Source organism: Streptomyces sp. SM1, from assembly GCF_002910825.1.
Classification (GTDB): Bacteria; Actinomycetota; Actinomycetes; order Streptomycetales; family Streptomycetaceae; genus Streptomyces; species Streptomyces okerensis.
This window is the reverse complement of record NZ_NEUB01000860.1, coordinates 17604-31751: the sequence shown is the minus strand read 5'-3', so window position 1 is coordinate 31751 and position 14148 is coordinate 17604. Positions and strand designations below refer to the sequence as shown.

At 72.0% G+C, this 14148-nt stretch carries 14 protein-coding genes and 4 pseudogenes; 6 read left to right on the top strand and 12 right to left on the bottom strand.

From position 1 onward, the window contains the following. The 4 genes and pseudogenes from B9S61_RS28500 to B9S61_RS28485 all read right to left on the bottom strand — a co-directional run. A partial coding sequence (locus B9S61_RS28500) for a transposase (RefSeq protein WP_146064868.1) occupies window positions 1-894 on the bottom strand: 894 nt, incomplete at its 3' end. A gap of 3 nt (window positions 895-897) precedes the next feature. Further along, window positions 898-1482 carry a type II CAAX prenyl endopeptidase Rce1 family protein gene (locus B9S61_RS28495; RefSeq protein WP_258039900.1) on the bottom strand — a complete coding sequence of 195 codons (585 nt, stop codon included), beginning with the start codon at window positions 1480-1482 and terminating at the stop codon, window positions 898-900. Between the two features lie 353 nt (window positions 1483-1835). Then, a pseudogene (locus B9S61_RS28490) lies at window positions 1836-2263 on the bottom strand (zinc-binding dehydrogenase); the annotation flags it as partial. Window positions 2264-2319: 56 nt separating this feature from the next. Then, complete coding sequence (locus B9S61_RS28485) at window positions 2320-2520, bottom strand: glycosyl hydrolase family 65 protein (RefSeq protein ID WP_374936252.1); 201 nt, start codon at window positions 2518-2520, stop codon at window positions 2320-2322. A gap of 31 nt (window positions 2521-2551) precedes the next feature. Between B9S61_RS28485 and B9S61_RS28480 the strand changes: the two genes are divergently transcribed. After that, complete coding sequence (locus B9S61_RS28480) at window positions 2552-3229, top strand: hypothetical protein (RefSeq protein ID WP_374936253.1); 678 nt, start codon at window positions 2552-2554, stop codon at window positions 3227-3229. On the opposite strand, the pseudogene B9S61_RS43585 reads toward B9S61_RS28480, so the two are convergent. From B9S61_RS43585 to B9S61_RS28465, 4 genes and pseudogenes are all read right to left on the bottom strand, one after another. Continuing rightward, window positions 3181-3714: pseudogene (locus tag B9S61_RS43585) on the bottom strand (glycoside hydrolase family 65 protein); the annotation flags it as partial. The gene B9S61_RS28480 and the pseudogene B9S61_RS43585 overlap by 49 nt on opposite strands. A gap of 382 nt (window positions 3715-4096) precedes the next feature. Further along, window positions 4097-4381: pseudogene (locus B9S61_RS43580) on the bottom strand (glycoside hydrolase family 65 protein); the annotation flags it as partial. A 58-nt stretch (window positions 4382-4439) separates the two neighbouring features. Continuing rightward, window positions 4440-5315 carry a universal stress protein gene (locus B9S61_RS28470; protein ID WP_103544808.1) on the bottom strand — a complete coding sequence of 292 codons (876 nt, stop codon included), beginning with the start codon at window positions 5313-5315 and terminating at the stop codon, window positions 4440-4442. A gap of 365 nt (window positions 5316-5680) precedes the next feature. Then, window positions 5681-6604 carry a DUF1918 domain-containing protein gene (locus B9S61_RS28465; RefSeq protein WP_103544800.1) on the bottom strand — a complete coding sequence of 308 codons (924 nt, stop codon included), beginning with the start codon at window positions 6602-6604 and terminating at the stop codon, window positions 5681-5683. Between the two features lie 149 nt (window positions 6605-6753). On the opposite strand from B9S61_RS28465, the gene B9S61_RS28460 reads away from it, so the two are divergent. Continuing rightward, complete coding sequence (locus B9S61_RS28460) at window positions 6754-7428, top strand: CBS domain-containing protein (RefSeq protein WP_103544807.1); 675 nt, start codon at window positions 6754-6756, stop codon at window positions 7426-7428. Between the two features lie 116 nt (window positions 7429-7544). Here B9S61_RS28460 and B9S61_RS28455 read toward each other — a convergent pair whose 3' ends face one another. The 4 genes and pseudogenes from B9S61_RS28455 to B9S61_RS28440 all read right to left on the bottom strand — a co-directional run bounded on the left by B9S61_RS28455 (window position 7545) and on the right by B9S61_RS28440 (window position 9736). Continuing rightward, window positions 7545-8003, bottom strand: coding sequence for an Hsp20/alpha crystallin family protein (locus B9S61_RS28455; protein ID WP_103544799.1), 459 nt, complete (start codon window positions 8001-8003; stop codon window positions 7545-7547). 35 nt (window positions 8004-8038) lie between these two features. Then, window positions 8039-8326 (bottom strand): DUF1876 domain-containing protein, encoded by a 288-nt coding sequence (locus B9S61_RS28450; RefSeq protein ID WP_103544798.1) that lies wholly within the window; start codon window positions 8324-8326, stop codon window positions 8039-8041. A 170-nt stretch (window positions 8327-8496) separates the two neighbouring features. Continuing rightward, complete coding sequence (locus B9S61_RS28445) at window positions 8497-8763, bottom strand: hypothetical protein (RefSeq protein ID WP_219819969.1); 267 nt, start codon at window positions 8761-8763, stop codon at window positions 8497-8499. A 155-nt stretch (window positions 8764-8918) separates the two neighbouring features. After that, a pseudogene (locus B9S61_RS28440) lies at window positions 8919-9736 on the bottom strand (universal stress protein). A 456-nt stretch (window positions 9737-10192) separates the two neighbouring features. On the opposite strand from B9S61_RS28440, the gene B9S61_RS28435 reads away from it, so the two are divergent. The 4 genes from B9S61_RS28435 to B9S61_RS28420 all read left to right on the top strand — a co-directional run bounded on the left by B9S61_RS28435 (window position 10193) and on the right by B9S61_RS28420 (window position 13942). Then, complete coding sequence (locus B9S61_RS28435) at window positions 10193-10429, top strand: hypothetical protein (protein ID WP_374936251.1); 237 nt, start codon at window positions 10193-10195, stop codon at window positions 10427-10429. A gap of 194 nt (window positions 10430-10623) precedes the next feature. After that, window positions 10624-11187, top strand: a complete 564-nt coding sequence (locus B9S61_RS28430) for a hypothetical protein (RefSeq protein ID WP_103544806.1) — start codon at window positions 10624-10626, stop codon at window positions 11185-11187. Beyond that, window positions 11160-12770 (top strand): FAD-dependent monooxygenase, encoded by a 1611-nt coding sequence (locus tag B9S61_RS28425; RefSeq protein WP_103544796.1) that lies wholly within the window; start codon window positions 11160-11162, stop codon window positions 12768-12770. The genes B9S61_RS28430 and B9S61_RS28425 overlap by 28 nt, the downstream gene beginning before the upstream one ends. A 143-nt stretch (window positions 12771-12913) precedes the next feature. After that, window positions 12914-13942, top strand: coding sequence for an alcohol dehydrogenase catalytic domain-containing protein (locus B9S61_RS28420; protein ID WP_103544795.1), 1029 nt, complete (start codon window positions 12914-12916; stop codon window positions 13940-13942). The last annotated feature ends 206 nt before the right edge of the window (window positions 13943-14148 follow it).

Here is a 14148-nt window from a genome sequence, read left to right as displayed (position 1 = left end):
GCCCTTGGCGGCCCAGCGCGCGTCGGTGTCGTAGGGGGAGGCCAGGCGGATACTGCCGGGCGGGACGCCGTCTGTCTCGGCCTCCCGCTTCCTGACCACCTCCCGCCCGCGCGCATCGGTGTGCAGGTAGTAGGTCTGCACCAGCACCTGCCGCAGGGTCTGCACGGCCTCGATGTCGCGGATCCAGGGCGGGGCGGCAGGCGCGTAGGCCGCCCGGCACAGCGTCAGGGCGTCCTGGCCGAAGACGTGGGCCAGCTTCTCGCGCTTGGTCTGGGACGACGGCATCGTCCAGCCGTTGATCCGCTCGCCGTAGCGGTGGGCGAACTCCGCCACGTCGATCGTGTCCGACAACCAGGACGGTGCCGCGACCGCGAGTGCTTCCAGGGCCGCGCGGACGCTCTCCCCGGCCAGCTCCGTGCGGTTCAGGTCCCGCACCGCGCCGATGACGTGGGTGGCGTCGGTGCGCTGCCTGCCGCCGGCGGCCACCAGGCCGGCATCCTTGCAGTACTCCAGCAGCCGGTCGAACACCACTCGTTCCAGGCCGTGTTCGGCAAGGCGGGCGCGGAAGCGGGGCAGCACGGTGTGATCGAAGCCGGTGTCGGCGAGCTCCATCCCGAGGGCGTACTTCCAGTCGATGGCCCGCACCGTCATGGCCGCGGCCTGCCGGTCGGTCAAGTTCTCAGCGAACTGCAGCACCGTCACCAGCGACAGCACACCCGGCGACAGCCCAGGGGCGCCGCGCGTACCGAACGCCTCGGCGAACGGCTCGTCGGCGAACACCTCGGCCAGCCGGTCGCGGACCCGTATCGGCAGGCTCCCTTTGGGGAAAGCCTTGCGGGCGATCTTCGCGGTCTGCTCCGGTACCGGTGGCAGGGCCTTGGGCTGCATCGACATCTCTCACCCCTGCGGCCGAGGAACGGGGAAACCGGCCGCAGGGCCGATCATGCCGCAGCCACCGGACTCCGCGTCAGGAATTGCGCACCAGAGTCCCCGGCTGCCCCAAAGCTTCTCCAGAGCCTGCAGGGCAAGACCGCGGAACAGCAACTCCTCGGTGACCGCAGCGCCGATCTGGACCGCGACCGCGGTCCAGACGACCGACATGAAGCCGTCCCCCGCCCAGGAGAACGAATAGCCTCCGAACGCCGTGATCAGGAGAGCGGAGACGAGGATGAAGCCCAGGCCGATCCCGCCTCCCAGCAGCACCTCCCGTCCGGCCCCGAGCCGGGCGATCTCCGTCGTGGAGCGTCGTGCGACACGGTGCATGACCAGCCAGTACACGGCCACCGCGGCGGCCGCGCCCAGCACCGGCACCGGTCCCGGACCGGTCGCCGTCACGGCCGAGACGAGGCCGACTCCGACCATCCCCGTCAGCATCCAGCCGAGCGGAGAGCGCGTGATCCGGCCCCAACGGCCTCCGTGTCCGTCGCGGTCCCCGTCCGGGCCGGATCCTGTGTCGTGCGGTGTGGCGGACGTCGTGCCCATGGTGGCCTTCCCTTCAGTGGTCGCACCCGTGGCGACCTGACGACCACGCTAGGAATCCGCCGCCGTCCGCGAATGACCCGCGTATGGACAGCTCCTGTAGCTCTCACGGGGGATGCGCCACCCTCGTCCGCCGCTCAGCACGCGCAGCCGCGCGGCACAGTCGGGGCACGGACAGGACCGGACGCCGTACGAGGGCCGGGATCCGAAGGCCGCGGCGGCGGGACCCCGGGCGGGGAGACAGCGTTCACCGGTCCGCACCGGCAAGACGGTCCCGCCACTCTTCTCCGGACGGAACGGCCTGGGGCAGGAGCCGTCCGGGACCGGGACCGGCGGCCGCTGCGTGGTTCGAGGTTCTACACGACCCTGACCACGTACTTGCCCTGTACGCCGCCCGCCTCCAGTTCCTGGTGCGCTGTCGCTGTCTCCTCCAGCGGGAAGACGGTGTGCACCACCGGGCGCAGTTTCCCCTCGACCACATGGCGGGCGAGGTCGTCCAAGTGTTTCTGCACGGGATTGCCGCTGAAGAAGCGCACCCGTCCACGCCCATGGATCGCGCTGGCCGCGATATAATCGAGCGACGCCACGGGCCGGTTCAGGTCGAAGCGATGGTGACCATACGCCCGCCGGGATCCAGTAGGCGTCGGATGGCCCGCAGATCGGTCCCCACTGTGTCCAGGACCACGTCGAAACGTCCCAGTTGCGCAGGCCGGACGCTCCTGTGGTCCACTGCCTCGTGAGCCCCGAGCCCCCGGACGAATTCGAGGTTGGCGGCGCGCGCGAGGGTCCATCGGTGGATCGTGCCGCAGACGCCGGGGTCGGCTCGTCCGTCCGCGCGGATCAGTCCTCCGGGAGCACGAGCGTGCAGGTCTCCCCCGGTGCGATACTCACGGCCCGGTCGGCCAGCACCACGCGAATGGGTGACTCCTCCGAGTCGGGCACCTTGATCTCCAGCTGTCCGCTCCGGCGCCGTATGCCGATGCCCCAGTGGCCGCGGTAGCGCAGGGAGAACCCGTATTCCGACAGGGCGGGGAGGGGCACCTGGTCCAGGAAGAGGGCGTCCTCACGCGGGCTGGACGGCGGCGAACTCCCGACGTGGGAGGAGGTCTCGCGGCGGCTGCGGGTACCGTTCCACCAGGGCGTCATCAGCCAGTTCGAGGGCTACGGCGATCTCACCGAGCTGGACTGGGACGCCTACCGCACCCGGTATCCCGGCATCCGGCGGCTGGACCGCATCCTCGAGGCCGAGGGCGACTCCGTGAACCGCTACCAGGCCTCCAAACAGGCCGATGTCCCGATGCTCGGACACCTCTTCTCGGCCGCCGAGCTGCGCAGCCTGTTCGACCGTCTCGGGTACGACGTGGACGACGAGGTCTGGAACAGGACCGTCGACTACTACCTGCGGCGCACCAGCCACGGTTCCACCCTCAGCGGACTCGTCCACGGCCTCGTCCTCGCCCGGGCCAGACGGGCCGAGGCGTGGAGTTACGTCCACGAGGCCCTGGAGGCGGACATCGCCGACATCCAGGGCGGCACGACCGGCGAAGGCATCCACCTCGGCGCCATGGCCGGAACCCTGGACCTGGTGCAACGCGGCCTGACGGGACTGGAGACGATGCGTTCGAACAGCTCCTGCCGGCGCCATGCCGGGAGGCGCCGCACCAGTTCCAGGGCCCGGCCGAGGACCCAGGCGGCGGTGACATTGGTGTACGCGTTGTCATCCAGGCCCGGCCGGTCGGCGTCGGGGTAGCGCTCGTGGTACTCGTCGGGGCCGACCACGCCTCGGATGCGGTACCGGCCGGTGCCGGGGGCGGGCTCCGCGCTGTCCGCCCAGAAGCGGGCGATCTGCAGCAGCATCTCCGCGCCCTTGGTGTGCAGGTACTCGGTGTCGCCCGTGGCTTCGCAGTACTGCCACACGTTGTAGGCGATCGCCGAGCCGACGTGGTGCTGGAGCCGGGAGTTGTCGGGCAGCCAGCGGCCCGAACGAGGGTTGAGGTGCAGCTCCTGGGTCTCCTCACGGCCGTCGCTGCCGGACTGCCACGGGTACATCGCCCCGGTCCGGCCCGCCGCGCGGGCCGCGCGGCGGGCCTGCGGCAGACGCCGGTGGCGGTAGTCGAGCAGGGCCCGCGAGACCTCCGGGACGTGCAGGTTCAGGTACGGCAGCACGAACAGCTCGTCCCAGAAGACGTGACCCCGGTACGCCTCGCCGTGCAGCCCGCGGGCCGGGACCCCCACGTCCAGGTCCGCGGTGTGCGGCGACAGCGTCTGCAGCACGTGGAACAGGTGCAGGCGCAGGACACGGCCCGCCTCCCCGGGCACCTGGATGTCCGCGCCCCGCCACAGGCGCGCCCAGGCGGCGGTATGGGAGTCCACGAGTACCGGGAAGGCCGTGGCCACCCGGTCGAGCGCCGCGCCGAGCGGGTCGCTGATCGCCCGGTCCCGGGAGGTGTGCAGGGCCACCGTCTTGTCCACGACGGCGGGCCGGCCCGGAGCGACGGGAATCACCAGCCGGTGCACGGCACGGCGGCGGGACGAACGGGGCTCCGACGCCGTGGGCGCCCCGGCGCAGGTCCAGACTGTGCCGGTGGTCGAGCGGCCCGCACGTGTCGGGAGAGAACCACGGACCCGTCGATCCGTCGGCGAAGCGCGGACGGAACCGGAGGAACAGCCAGTTCGGGAGGTTCACCAGGTCTTCGTTCACCACCCGCCGCCCCGCCACGGCCGACTCCAGGCGGTTGTAGACTCCGGCCGCGTAGGTGGCCGGGTAGTGCACCAGTCCCGCCCTGCTCTCGGGCACGGCGCCACGTGTGGCGAGGCAGCCGTTGCCGAGCGTGCACAGTGACTCCCGCAGCCGCTCGCCGGCCGGGTCGTACCCCTGGTACTCCCAGGTCCACTCCGACATACGCCGCCCTCTCCTTCTCCCTCACCTGATGTGCAGGAGCACGGGACGCACGTCCGGATCAGACCCGTTGGGGGACGACGGCCACCGGGCACCCGGCATGATGCAGCAGGGCGTGTGCCACCCTGCCGAGTTGCAGACCGACGTGGCCGTGGCGCCTACGCGCCCCCACGACCACCAGGTCGGCTTCGGAGGAAGCGTCCAGAAGAACCTTGTGAGGAGGGCCTTCGACCGCCTGCCGGCGCACGTCGACCTGCGGGTGATGGCGTACGGCGTCGCGCAGCACGTCGGTGAGGAGGGTGGAGGCGCGCTCCTCGTAGGCACCGGCGGCATCGTCCGCGATCAGGGGATGGTCCACGTGTTCGTGGTCGGGGCGGCGCCAGGTGCGTACGGCATGCAGGGCGCAGCCGCGCGCCTGTGCCTCGCGGAAGGCGAACCGCACGGCGGCCGAGCCCTCCGTGGAGTCGCCGAGGCCGACCACCACCCGGCCGAAGGAGCCCTGCCGGTTCCGCTCCCCGCCACGGACCACGATCACCGGGCACACGGCACGGGCGGCCACCGTGAGGCTCACCGATCCCAGCAGCATCCCCGCGATCCCGCCACGGCCGCGGGAACCCGTGACCAGGGCGGAGGATTCATGCGCCGCGTGCAGGAGCGCGGAGACGGCGTCGTCGGGCAGTACGTCGCCCGACACCTTCACCTCCGGATCGCGCAGCCGGGCGCGTTCGGTGCCGGACGCGGCGATGTGCTCCGCCATGACCTCCTCGGCCGGACGGCCGGTCCCGAAGGACGGGAGACCCCCCTCGTACCGCTCCCACAACGAGGCGTGGACGAGCCGCAGGGGCAGCCCGAGGCGCGCCGCCTCGTCCACCGCCCAGTCCACCGCCTCCAGGCTGGAATCCGATCCGTCGACACCCACCACCAGGGGCAACTCCACGGTCACCACCACCTTCCCGCCCGGCCACTGCCTTGAAGTCCCTGTCAATACCGTCGCACCGCACGGGTTCCGTCGCGACACATGGACCGGCTTGCGGACGGAGGCCTCGGCCCGGGTTGCCCTGCGCCGATCTGCCACGATCGTGGAGTCATACGGCCGGAGAAGGGGCGGGGCCCCATTCCTCGCATCGCCGCCGCGGCCGTCGCATCGGCCCGGTATGAGCCCGCTCCCGCTTCGGAGGCCTGCTGAAGGGAAGGCGATCGTGGTTGCCAGAAGCGGCGTCTTCGGCGCCCTGACGAGTGACATCGCGAACGGCTCCACGCCCCTCGCTCGTGAGGTGTCGTTCGCGACCGACGAGCGCTTCTCTACCGATCGGCCGGGGTGATGCGCCGGCCCGTGAGGCGTGTGGGCCGGATCGACACCCACATGTCGCGGGTACCGCCCGCCCATGGTTCGGTGTGCGCACGCCGGACGAGCCCACGCACGGTGTCGGGCTCCGTGACGACGCTCGCGGGGCCGACCGCGAGCACACTCCAGCCCCGGCTCAGGGCCTCGTCCACATGGTCGACCTCGAAGGCGACCTCCGTTCCGACAGCCGCCGCGGGAACGGAGTCGGGCGCGGTCCGGAAGACGATCGCGTCCTCCACGACCTCGTAGTTGACCGGGACGACCGCGGGACGGCCGTCGGACGCCGACACGGCGAGGCGTCCCACTCCGTGGGTGGACAGCAGGTGGCGGCATTCCTCCGGGCCGAGGTCCCGCAGCCGTGGATGCAGCAGTGCGTGGCCCTGACCGGGTGGCAGGTCGGCTCCCGCCCCGCGCAGGGCCGCGACCGTGGTGTCCAGCGCGGCGGCCAGGTTGAGAAGGGTCGCCACCGTCGGTTCGGCCGGCTGTTCCTCCAGGTACGCCAGGTACTCCGGCGAGATACGGGCCCGGCGGGCCGTCTCCTCCCGGCTGAGCCCGTGCCGGTGGCGTTCGACGGCCACGCGTCGGCCGATGTCGCCGGGGTTGGACGTCCCGGGCGGCCGAGCGGCCTCGGACAAGGCCGGCACCTCACCCGTGTCGGGCTGGGAAGACCCTCGGGAGGTCCCGGGCTGCCCGTGCTCCAGGTGCCGGATGTGTGCGTCGGGTCCCGGGAACACGAGCGTCACGTCGTCCGTGTCCGACCAGCGCACGTCGTAGGGGGGTGTTCCGTCCTCGTGGTGGAGTCCGACGATCTCGCCGTCGCGCCTGGTGACGCCGGTCGCCCGGCTTTCGACAACGAGTTGGTCGCCGAGGTGAGCTCGCATGATCGCCGCCCCCTCCTCAGAATGGTCCTGTATCCAACGTGCCACGCGCGGCGCACCGCCGCACGGCACGACCGGCCCGCATCCGCGGGAGCGGGCCGGGCCAGGCCGACCGGATGCCGGACGGCCACCATCCGGACGGGAGAGTCGACATGCAGCACCGAACGGTCGCGGAACTCATGACCCGGGATGTCGTCAAGGCACAGCGTGATCTGCCGTTCAAGGAGATCGTCAGGCTGCTGGCGGAGAACGACGTCACCGCCATGCCCGTGGTGGACGACCTGGGCCGCCCCATGGGCGTGGTGTCCCAGGCGGACCTGCTGCGCAAGAGCTCTGACCAGGCCGACCCGTCTGGCAGGGTCCCCGTTCCGCACCTGGAGGCATGGGAACGGGCCAAGGCCGAGGGTTCCCGCGCCGAGGAACTGATGTCGGCTCCCGCCGTGTGCGCACGTCCGGAGTGGAGTGTGGTGGAGGCCGCCCGCCTGATGGAGGCCCAGCACGTCAAGCGGCTGCCCGTCGTGGACGAGACGGACCGGCTCCTGGGCATCGTCAGCCGTGGCGACCTGCTGCGGGTCTTCCTGCGCCGTGACGACGCCATCCGTGACGAAATCACCGAGGACGTGCTGCGACGCACGATGGGGCTGGCTCCCTCGGAGGTGACGGCCGAGGTGCGCGACGGACGCGTCGATCTCAGGGGCTCGGTCGAGTTCAGGAGTCTGATCCCCGTCATCGAGCGGCTGTGCCGGAGCGTCGACGGCGTGGTCTCGGTCGCCGAGCACCTCGCGTACCGGACCGACGACGCCCGGCGGTCCCCCACCGCTCCATGAGGGGACGGCCGGCGCCGACGGCCGGGAGACACCCGGGGCTGTGGCCCCGCCGGGGAGGGGAACGGCACGCGCCCGCCGAACCCGGTACGCGGTCCGGCGGACGGCGCCGCCCCGGCTCAGCCGGTGATCTCGATGCGGTGTCCCTTCCCTGTCTCGGTCTTCGGGACGCGCACCGTGAGGACTCCGCTCGTCAGGTCAGCGCTGACGTGCTCGGTGTCGGAGTTCGCCGGCAGGGTCGTGCGGTAGTCGAACTGTCCCGTGCGGCGGGTGTGCCTTCGGACCACCTCGGTGTGTTCCTTCTCCCTGATCTCACCGTGGATGTCGAGTTCGCCCTCGGCGACCTCGACAGTGATCTGGTCCTTGTCCACGCCTGGAAGCTCCAGTTCCACCAGGTAGGCGTCCTCGGTGTCCATGATGTCGGCCAGCGGTGCCCACGGCTCGCCCGTGCCGGGTTCGGGATACCCGCCGATGGGGAAGACGGCGTGCATGAGCTGGTCCATCCGGGTACGGAGATCGTCCAGCTCGCGCAGGGTCACCGAGAGCCCACCCCTGCCGTGTCGTACGGGATGTGTCATGACTGATTCTCCTGCCTCGTCGTGTCGGCCGTCGTTCACGTGGGCCATCCGGTGACCTGTCGGGGGCCGGGCCGCGGCGCCTCCATGCCCTCGATGTCGCGCGCGGCGGTGTTCAGCAGCCGCTGGGCGATGTTCCGCAGGGCCCGCCCGGCCGCCAGTTCGTCGCCGATCTCCGGCACGTTCGCGTCCGCCGGATGACAGTGCGCGGTCCCCTGACCGGTGAGCTCCGTGGTACCGGTGTCCAGTACCACGTGCGCCTTCGTGGTCCCGTCGTCGTCCTCGAAGAGATCGAGTCGAACCCTCCACTCCGTCGTGTGCGGCATCGCTTTCCTCCTCACCTCGGTACGGATCCGTGCGGTCCGGACACGGTTCGTTCCGGCGCCCCAGGACCGGGTGGAGACCTCCGTCGTCCGTTCCTCGATGCGGCGCCGGAAGGTCGGTGGTCATCGTGTGGGACATCGGCGTCGCCTCCTCGGTCCTGGCCGGCTCGTCCTCACGTCACCGGCGGCCGGCCAGCCCGCAGGGGCTCCACCTGGTGCCGCTCGGCCGACTGCGTCTGCACGGTGCGCATCGACGACTCGTACGCCGTCAGCCGCGCACCCAGCGCGGCCACCGGCAGGCCGAGGACAAGCATCAGGAAGCCGCGGAACCAGGACCCGAACCTGTCGGACGGACGTCGCAGAAAGTTCACCCCCTTTCGGGGTGCGCTCCCGGCGCGGTGGCAGCGGACCGACGCCTGCGGCGGATTCCATGCACTCATGACTCGGCCTCCAGCAGGTCGCTGGCCGGTTCCCCTGCCGTCTGGTCCCGTCATGGGACGGTGCTGGCTCCGGTCACAGGGCCGAAGGCCCCTTGGGGACGGCTTCCGGGTCCACAGGGACCGGCCGACGACGTGGTCCGTCTCCGCCCGTCCGGTCATATCCGGGGAACGACCGCGACCGGACACGGCGCGTGGTGCAGTACCGCATGGTTGACCAATCCGAGTTGCAGACCCAGGTGCCCTTGTCGTCTGCGGGCGCCGACGACCAGCAGGTCCGCCTCCACTGCCGCCCCCAGCAGGGCGTGTCGCGCCGACCCCTCGATCACCCGCCGGTTCACCGGGGCGTCGCGGTACCGCTCCGACGCGCCGCGCAGGGCGTCGTCGAGCACCCGTGCCGGCGAGCGCCAGCGGGTCTCCGGGGTGTTCGAGGGCAGGGCCCGTGGTGTGGCCGAAGCATAGAGCGGTGCACTCCAGGCGTGCACCGCCACCAGTCGGCAGTGCCGCACATGGGCCTCACGGAAGGCGAACTGTACGTGCCGCTGCCCTCTCCCTCCTCGACACCGACGACGACACTCCCGAAGCGGGCATGACGGTGCTCCGCCGCGCCGCGCACCACGACGACCGGGCAGTCCGCTCGCGCCGCCACGGCGAGGCTGACCGATCCCAGGAGCATTCCGGCGAGGTCTCCGAACCCTCTGGATCCCAGTACCGGTGCGAAGGCGTTGCGCCCTTTGCCGAGCAGGGCGGCGATCGCGTCCTCGTGCAGCACCTCGTTCGACAACCGCACCGTAGGAACACCCTTCCTGACTCGTTCGCAGGCGGCGTCGATCACGTCGGACGCCTCGCGGTCCCGCGCCGCCGCGTGCAGGAGGTGAAGCGGGACGCCGTGCCGGACGGCTTCTCCGACGGCCCAGTCCACCGCCTCCAGGCTCGCCTCGGACCCGTCGACGCCGACCACCAGGGGAATCGTCACCGTCGCTGTCTCCTCCCGGCCGGATGCCGCGCCCGCCTCCCGCCTCCCGCCTCCGATCCGCATGCGTCGCGGAGGGGATTGAGGTACTCCTCGAACGAGTGAACCCGCCCCCGTCCGGCGTGCCGACGGCCTCCCGGCCATCCGCGTCGTCGGGCTCGGGCGCCGTCATCCATCCCTCTTCCAGCTTCCTACGAGACGGAGGGCACCGCCATGCGGCCAGTCGTCACCGTGGTCCTCGATGCTCACTCGAGAGTTCTGCCTGCCGCCTGCCGCCTGCCGCCTGCCGACAGGGACGCCGGTACGTCCCAGCGCCGCGTCCGGGCACCGTGGCCCGGGCAGCCGTCCGTCACGCACGCCGCTCCGTCGTCGTCCCCCATGACTGAGCGGGCCCCACCGGGATGACGGCGCCCCAGGCGCCTGCGGCCGACACGTCCCCGCTCCAAGCCAGCAGTCGGCATGACGGCGAGCCGCTGCCGCGCGCAGGTGTGCGAGACGCACACCGCGATCGTGTTCTTCGCCGACGACCGCGCCTACCAGCTGAAGAAGCCGGTGGATCTGGGATTCCTGGACTACACGACGGTGGCGGCCCGCCGGGCGGCGTGCAAGTGTGAAGTGGCCCTCAACCGCCGCTTCGCCCTCGGCTGGGTGAGCTGCGAAGCCCCGACGCACAGGCGCCGGAACCACTCGTGGTGATGCGCCGGATGAGTAGGCGACGGGTGTGCCCGCCGGCGCTCATCGGGCTCCATCGCCGACGGCCGGTCCGCGCCACCAGGTCTCGCGGGGCGCGGCGCATTGCCGCATGGTGGGGTGTACGGGGAACTCCGGCCTGGCCTGCGTGGCAGAGTCCGGCGGCGCGGGCCCGTCACGGCTCCTCGGAGGAGGCCACCATGGGTGAACAGGGTCCACTCGCCCCGGGAGAGGCGTGGCGGGCCGTGGCCGCGTGCTTCCTCACCACCTTCGCGCTGCTCTCGCGGCACCGGGTCCATCTGCCGGAAGAGCACGTGGGCATGCGACTGGACTTCGCCGACGGCACCGGGGCCCGGGTCTACCGGGAGACCCGCCTCGGCAGCGGCCTGGCGAAGGACCCGTGCACGCTGATGGTCGACTTCCGGCTGCGCCTGGTGCGCGGGCCCGCGCACGCGCTGTTCCGCCGCGAAAGCCTGCTGAACACCCCCCTGTTCGTCGGGTTCCCCGGTTTCACCTCGAAGCTGTGGCTGGCCCACGACGAACGCGGCCGCTACCGCGGCGTGTACGAGTGGGACGGCCCGCGGCGCGCCGAGCACTACGCGCGTTCCCTGTGGCGGGTCCTCGCGCTGGTCAGCGTGCCCGGTTCGATCCGGTACGCGATCATGCCGGGGCTGCGCCGAGACGACGTGATCGCGGACCCCCGACTCGTCGAGGACCCGGAGCCAGAGGCCTCCGCGTGGTGGCGCACAGCGGCCGGGACGTGACCACGGCGGTGGACGTCCTGGTCGTCGGGGCCGGTACGACCGGCCTCAGCCTGGCCCTGCAGGCCCACGCCCACGGAGCACGGGTCCGGGTCGTCGAGCGTCGTCCCGAGCCGTTCCGGCCCTCCCGTGCGCTCATCGTGCACCCGCGGACCCTGGAGGTCCTGCGACCGCTCGGTGTCACGGACGCCCTGCTGGAACTGGCGGACACCGCCCCGGCGGTTCGCTTGCGTCTCGGCCCCCGCGTCGTCGAGGCCGGGCTCGCGGACCTCGCGCTGCCCGACACGGCGTTTCCCCATCTGTCGCTCATGCGGCAGACGGACGTCGAGACGGTGCTGACGCGGGCGCTCGCCGACCGCGGGGTGGCGGTCGAACGGGGCACCGAACTGCTGACCACCCGCGACGACGGGGACGGCGCGCGTGCCGTGCTGCGCTCGCGGCAGGGCGTCGAGGAGATCCGCTACCCGTTCGTCGTCGGCTGCGACGGCCCGGCCAGTGCCGTACGGGCCTGCGCCGGCATCGGGTGGCGCGGCAGGCCCTACACCGAAGAGGTGGTCCTCGCCGACCTGGACCTCGGCGGTATGCCCCCTGGTGCCGGCGCCCAGGTGTTCGCGGGACGCCAAGGGCTGCTGTTCCTCTTCCCGCTCGGGGAGCAGGCCACCTGGCGGCTGCTGGCCACGCGGGCGTCCGCCGGCGGGGCCGGGCGGGACTTCGGCCAGCCCGGCCCCGCCGTCCCGGAGGCCGAACTCCAGCGCTTCCTGATCGACGCCGGGATGACAACACGGATCGAGCGTCTCGCGTGGTCGGCGCGGGTTCCGCTGCAGTGCGCTCTCGCTCGGCGGTTCCGCCGGGGGCGGCTCTTCCTCGCGGGGGACGCGGCCCACACCTACTCACCGGCCACCGGCCAGGGCATGAACGCCGGTATCCAGGACGCGGTGAACCTCGGCTGGAAGCTCGGCTTCGCGGCGAGTGGATCGGGGGGCGGGTCCGCAGACGGGTTCGATATCGAACTACTGCTTGATTCCTACGAGAGGGAGCGCAGGGCGGCTGCCCATCGACGGCTGCTCCTGACGCACACCGCGTTCTGGGCGGAGGCGTCGACGGACCGGCTCCCCTCATGGCTGCGCGCGGTGGCCGCTCCGCGCACGGCCCCCGCCGTCCCCGTCCTCCTCGGCCGACGACGGCTGGTCGCCGAGGCCATCCGTATCATCTCCCAACTACGCGTGAACTACCGGCGCAGTCCCCTGTCGGTGGAGGGAACGCCACCCCTGCGGGGGGCTCCTCGCCCGGGAGACCGCCTGCCCGACGCGGCCGTCAGCGTGGGAGGACCTGCCGAGCGGCTGCACGGGCTGCTGGCCCGTCCGGGTGTGCACCTGCTGCTGCAACGTGACGCCACCCCACCGCCGGACACGCCGGCCGGATCTCGGGTGACCGTCCTGCGGCTGTTGAACAGCCCCGGCCGTGGTCTGCTGGCCGTCCGCCCGGACGGGCATGTCGGCTTCCGCTGCGGGGCCGCCGACCCCACCGGGCTGACCGGCTGGCTCTCTCTGATCGGCGCGGCGCCGCCCCCTCCCGTCCGGCCGTGAACACCGCGCGACGGAGCCCCGCCTTCCGGCCACAGGGGTTCGACGATCCTGAGGAGTCGGCGGGCCGAGGACCCCGGTTGCCCAGGCGTCCGTCCGGGGCGACGGTGGAGAGAGCCGGCCGAGCCGCCAGGGAGTGGGTGACCATGCGAGCCGTCGTCTACCACGGTCCCGGACGGATCTCCTGGGACACCGTCATGGATCCGGCGATCGAGGACCCCGCCGACGCCGTCGTGCGCGTCGGGACGACGACCGTCTGCGGCACCGACCTGCAGATCCTGCGCGGGGACCTGCCCGAGGTGAAGGCGGGCACGGTCCTCGGCCACGAGGCGGTCGGCGAGGTGGTCGAGATCGGCCCCGACGTCCACCACCTGCGCCCTGGGAACCAGGTGATCATGTCGTCCGTCTCCGCCTGCGGCCACTGCCGGCCGTGCCACGACCGGCTGTTCGGACAGTGCCGCGGGGGCGGAGGGTGGCTTCTGGGAAATCTGATCGACGGAACCCAGGCGGAGTTCGTGCGGGTGCCCTTCGCCGACCACTCCACCCACCGGTGGCCCCCCACCCTGCCGCCCGACGAGGCGGTCCTGCTCTCCGAAGTCCTCCCCACCGCCTACGAAGTCGGCGTGCGGAACGGAGAGGTGGGGCCTGGGGACACCGTCGTCGTGGTGGGCGCGGGCCCCGTCGGCCTCGCCACGGTGGCGATCGCGCGGCTCTACTCGCCCCGCCGGATCATCGCGGTGGACCTGTCCGACGCCCGGCTGGAGACGGCCCTCCGCATGGGCGCCGACGCCGCCGAAATGCCGGGAAGAATGATCGCCGACCTGTACGACGGGCCCGGCGCCGACGTGGTCGTCGAGGCATCGGGCGAGCCAGAGGGCTTCGTGCTGTGCACACGCGTCGTCCGCACGGGAGGCCACATCGCCGTCATCGGCACGCCCGGCAGACCCGTCACGCTGCACCTCGAGTCCCTGTGGCGCAAGAACGTGACGATCAGCACCGGCCAGGTCGACACCTCCTCCACGCCCTGGCTGCTGCAGCTGCTGAGGTTCGGGCGTCTGCCCGTCTCCCCCCTGGTCACCCACACCTTCGCCCTCGACCGGGTACTGGACGCCTACGAGGTGTTCTCCCACGGCGCGGCTTCCGGCGCCCTCAAGATCGCACTGCGCCGGGCGTGAACGGCCCGGCCCACAGGCGTCCGGAGATTTGGCCGGAGCCAGGCTCGGTGACTCGGGAGATCAGGGGACAGTGCCGGGAGGAGCGTCCATGCACGGGGAAACCATCCGCAAGGAGACCGAACCGGTCGTCCCGCCCCGTCTCACCGACTACGACCGGGCCCACTCCGGGATCGACGCCCACCACGATCGGCCGACGCCTGTCCGCA

Excerpts from the sequence above, each read along its gene's own strand:
- B9S61_RS28495 (WP_258039900.1), bottom strand. The coding sequence starts at position 1,482 with ATGGGCACGACGTCCGCCACACCGCACGACACAGGATCCGGCCCGGAC.
- B9S61_RS28465 (WP_103544800.1), bottom strand. The coding sequence starts at position 6,604 with ATGCGAGCTCACCTCGGCGACCAACTCGTTGTCGAAAGCCGGGCGACC.
- B9S61_RS28460 (WP_103544807.1), top strand. The coding sequence starts at position 6,754 with ATGCAGCACCGAACGGTCGCGGAACTCATGACCCGGGATGTCGTCAAG.
- B9S61_RS28455 (WP_103544799.1), bottom strand. The coding sequence starts at position 8,003 with ATGACACATCCCGTACGACACGGCAGGGGTGGGCTCTCGGTGACCCTG.
- B9S61_RS28450 (WP_103544798.1), bottom strand. The coding sequence starts at position 8,326 with ATGCCGCACACGACGGAGTGGAGGGTTCGACTCGATCTCTTCGAGGAC.
- B9S61_RS28445 (WP_219819969.1), bottom strand. The coding sequence starts at position 8,763 with ATGAGTGCATGGAATCCGCCGCAGGCGTCGGTCCGCTGCCACCGCGCC.
- B9S61_RS28435 (WP_374936251.1), top strand. The coding sequence starts at position 10,193 with ATGACGGCGAGCCGCTGCCGCGCGCAGGTGTGCGAGACGCACACCGCG.
- B9S61_RS28430 (WP_103544806.1), top strand. The coding sequence starts at position 10,624 with ATGGGTGAACAGGGTCCACTCGCCCCGGGAGAGGCGTGGCGGGCCGTG.
- B9S61_RS28420 (WP_103544795.1), top strand. The coding sequence starts at position 12,914 with ATGCGAGCCGTCGTCTACCACGGTCCCGGACGGATCTCCTGGGACACC.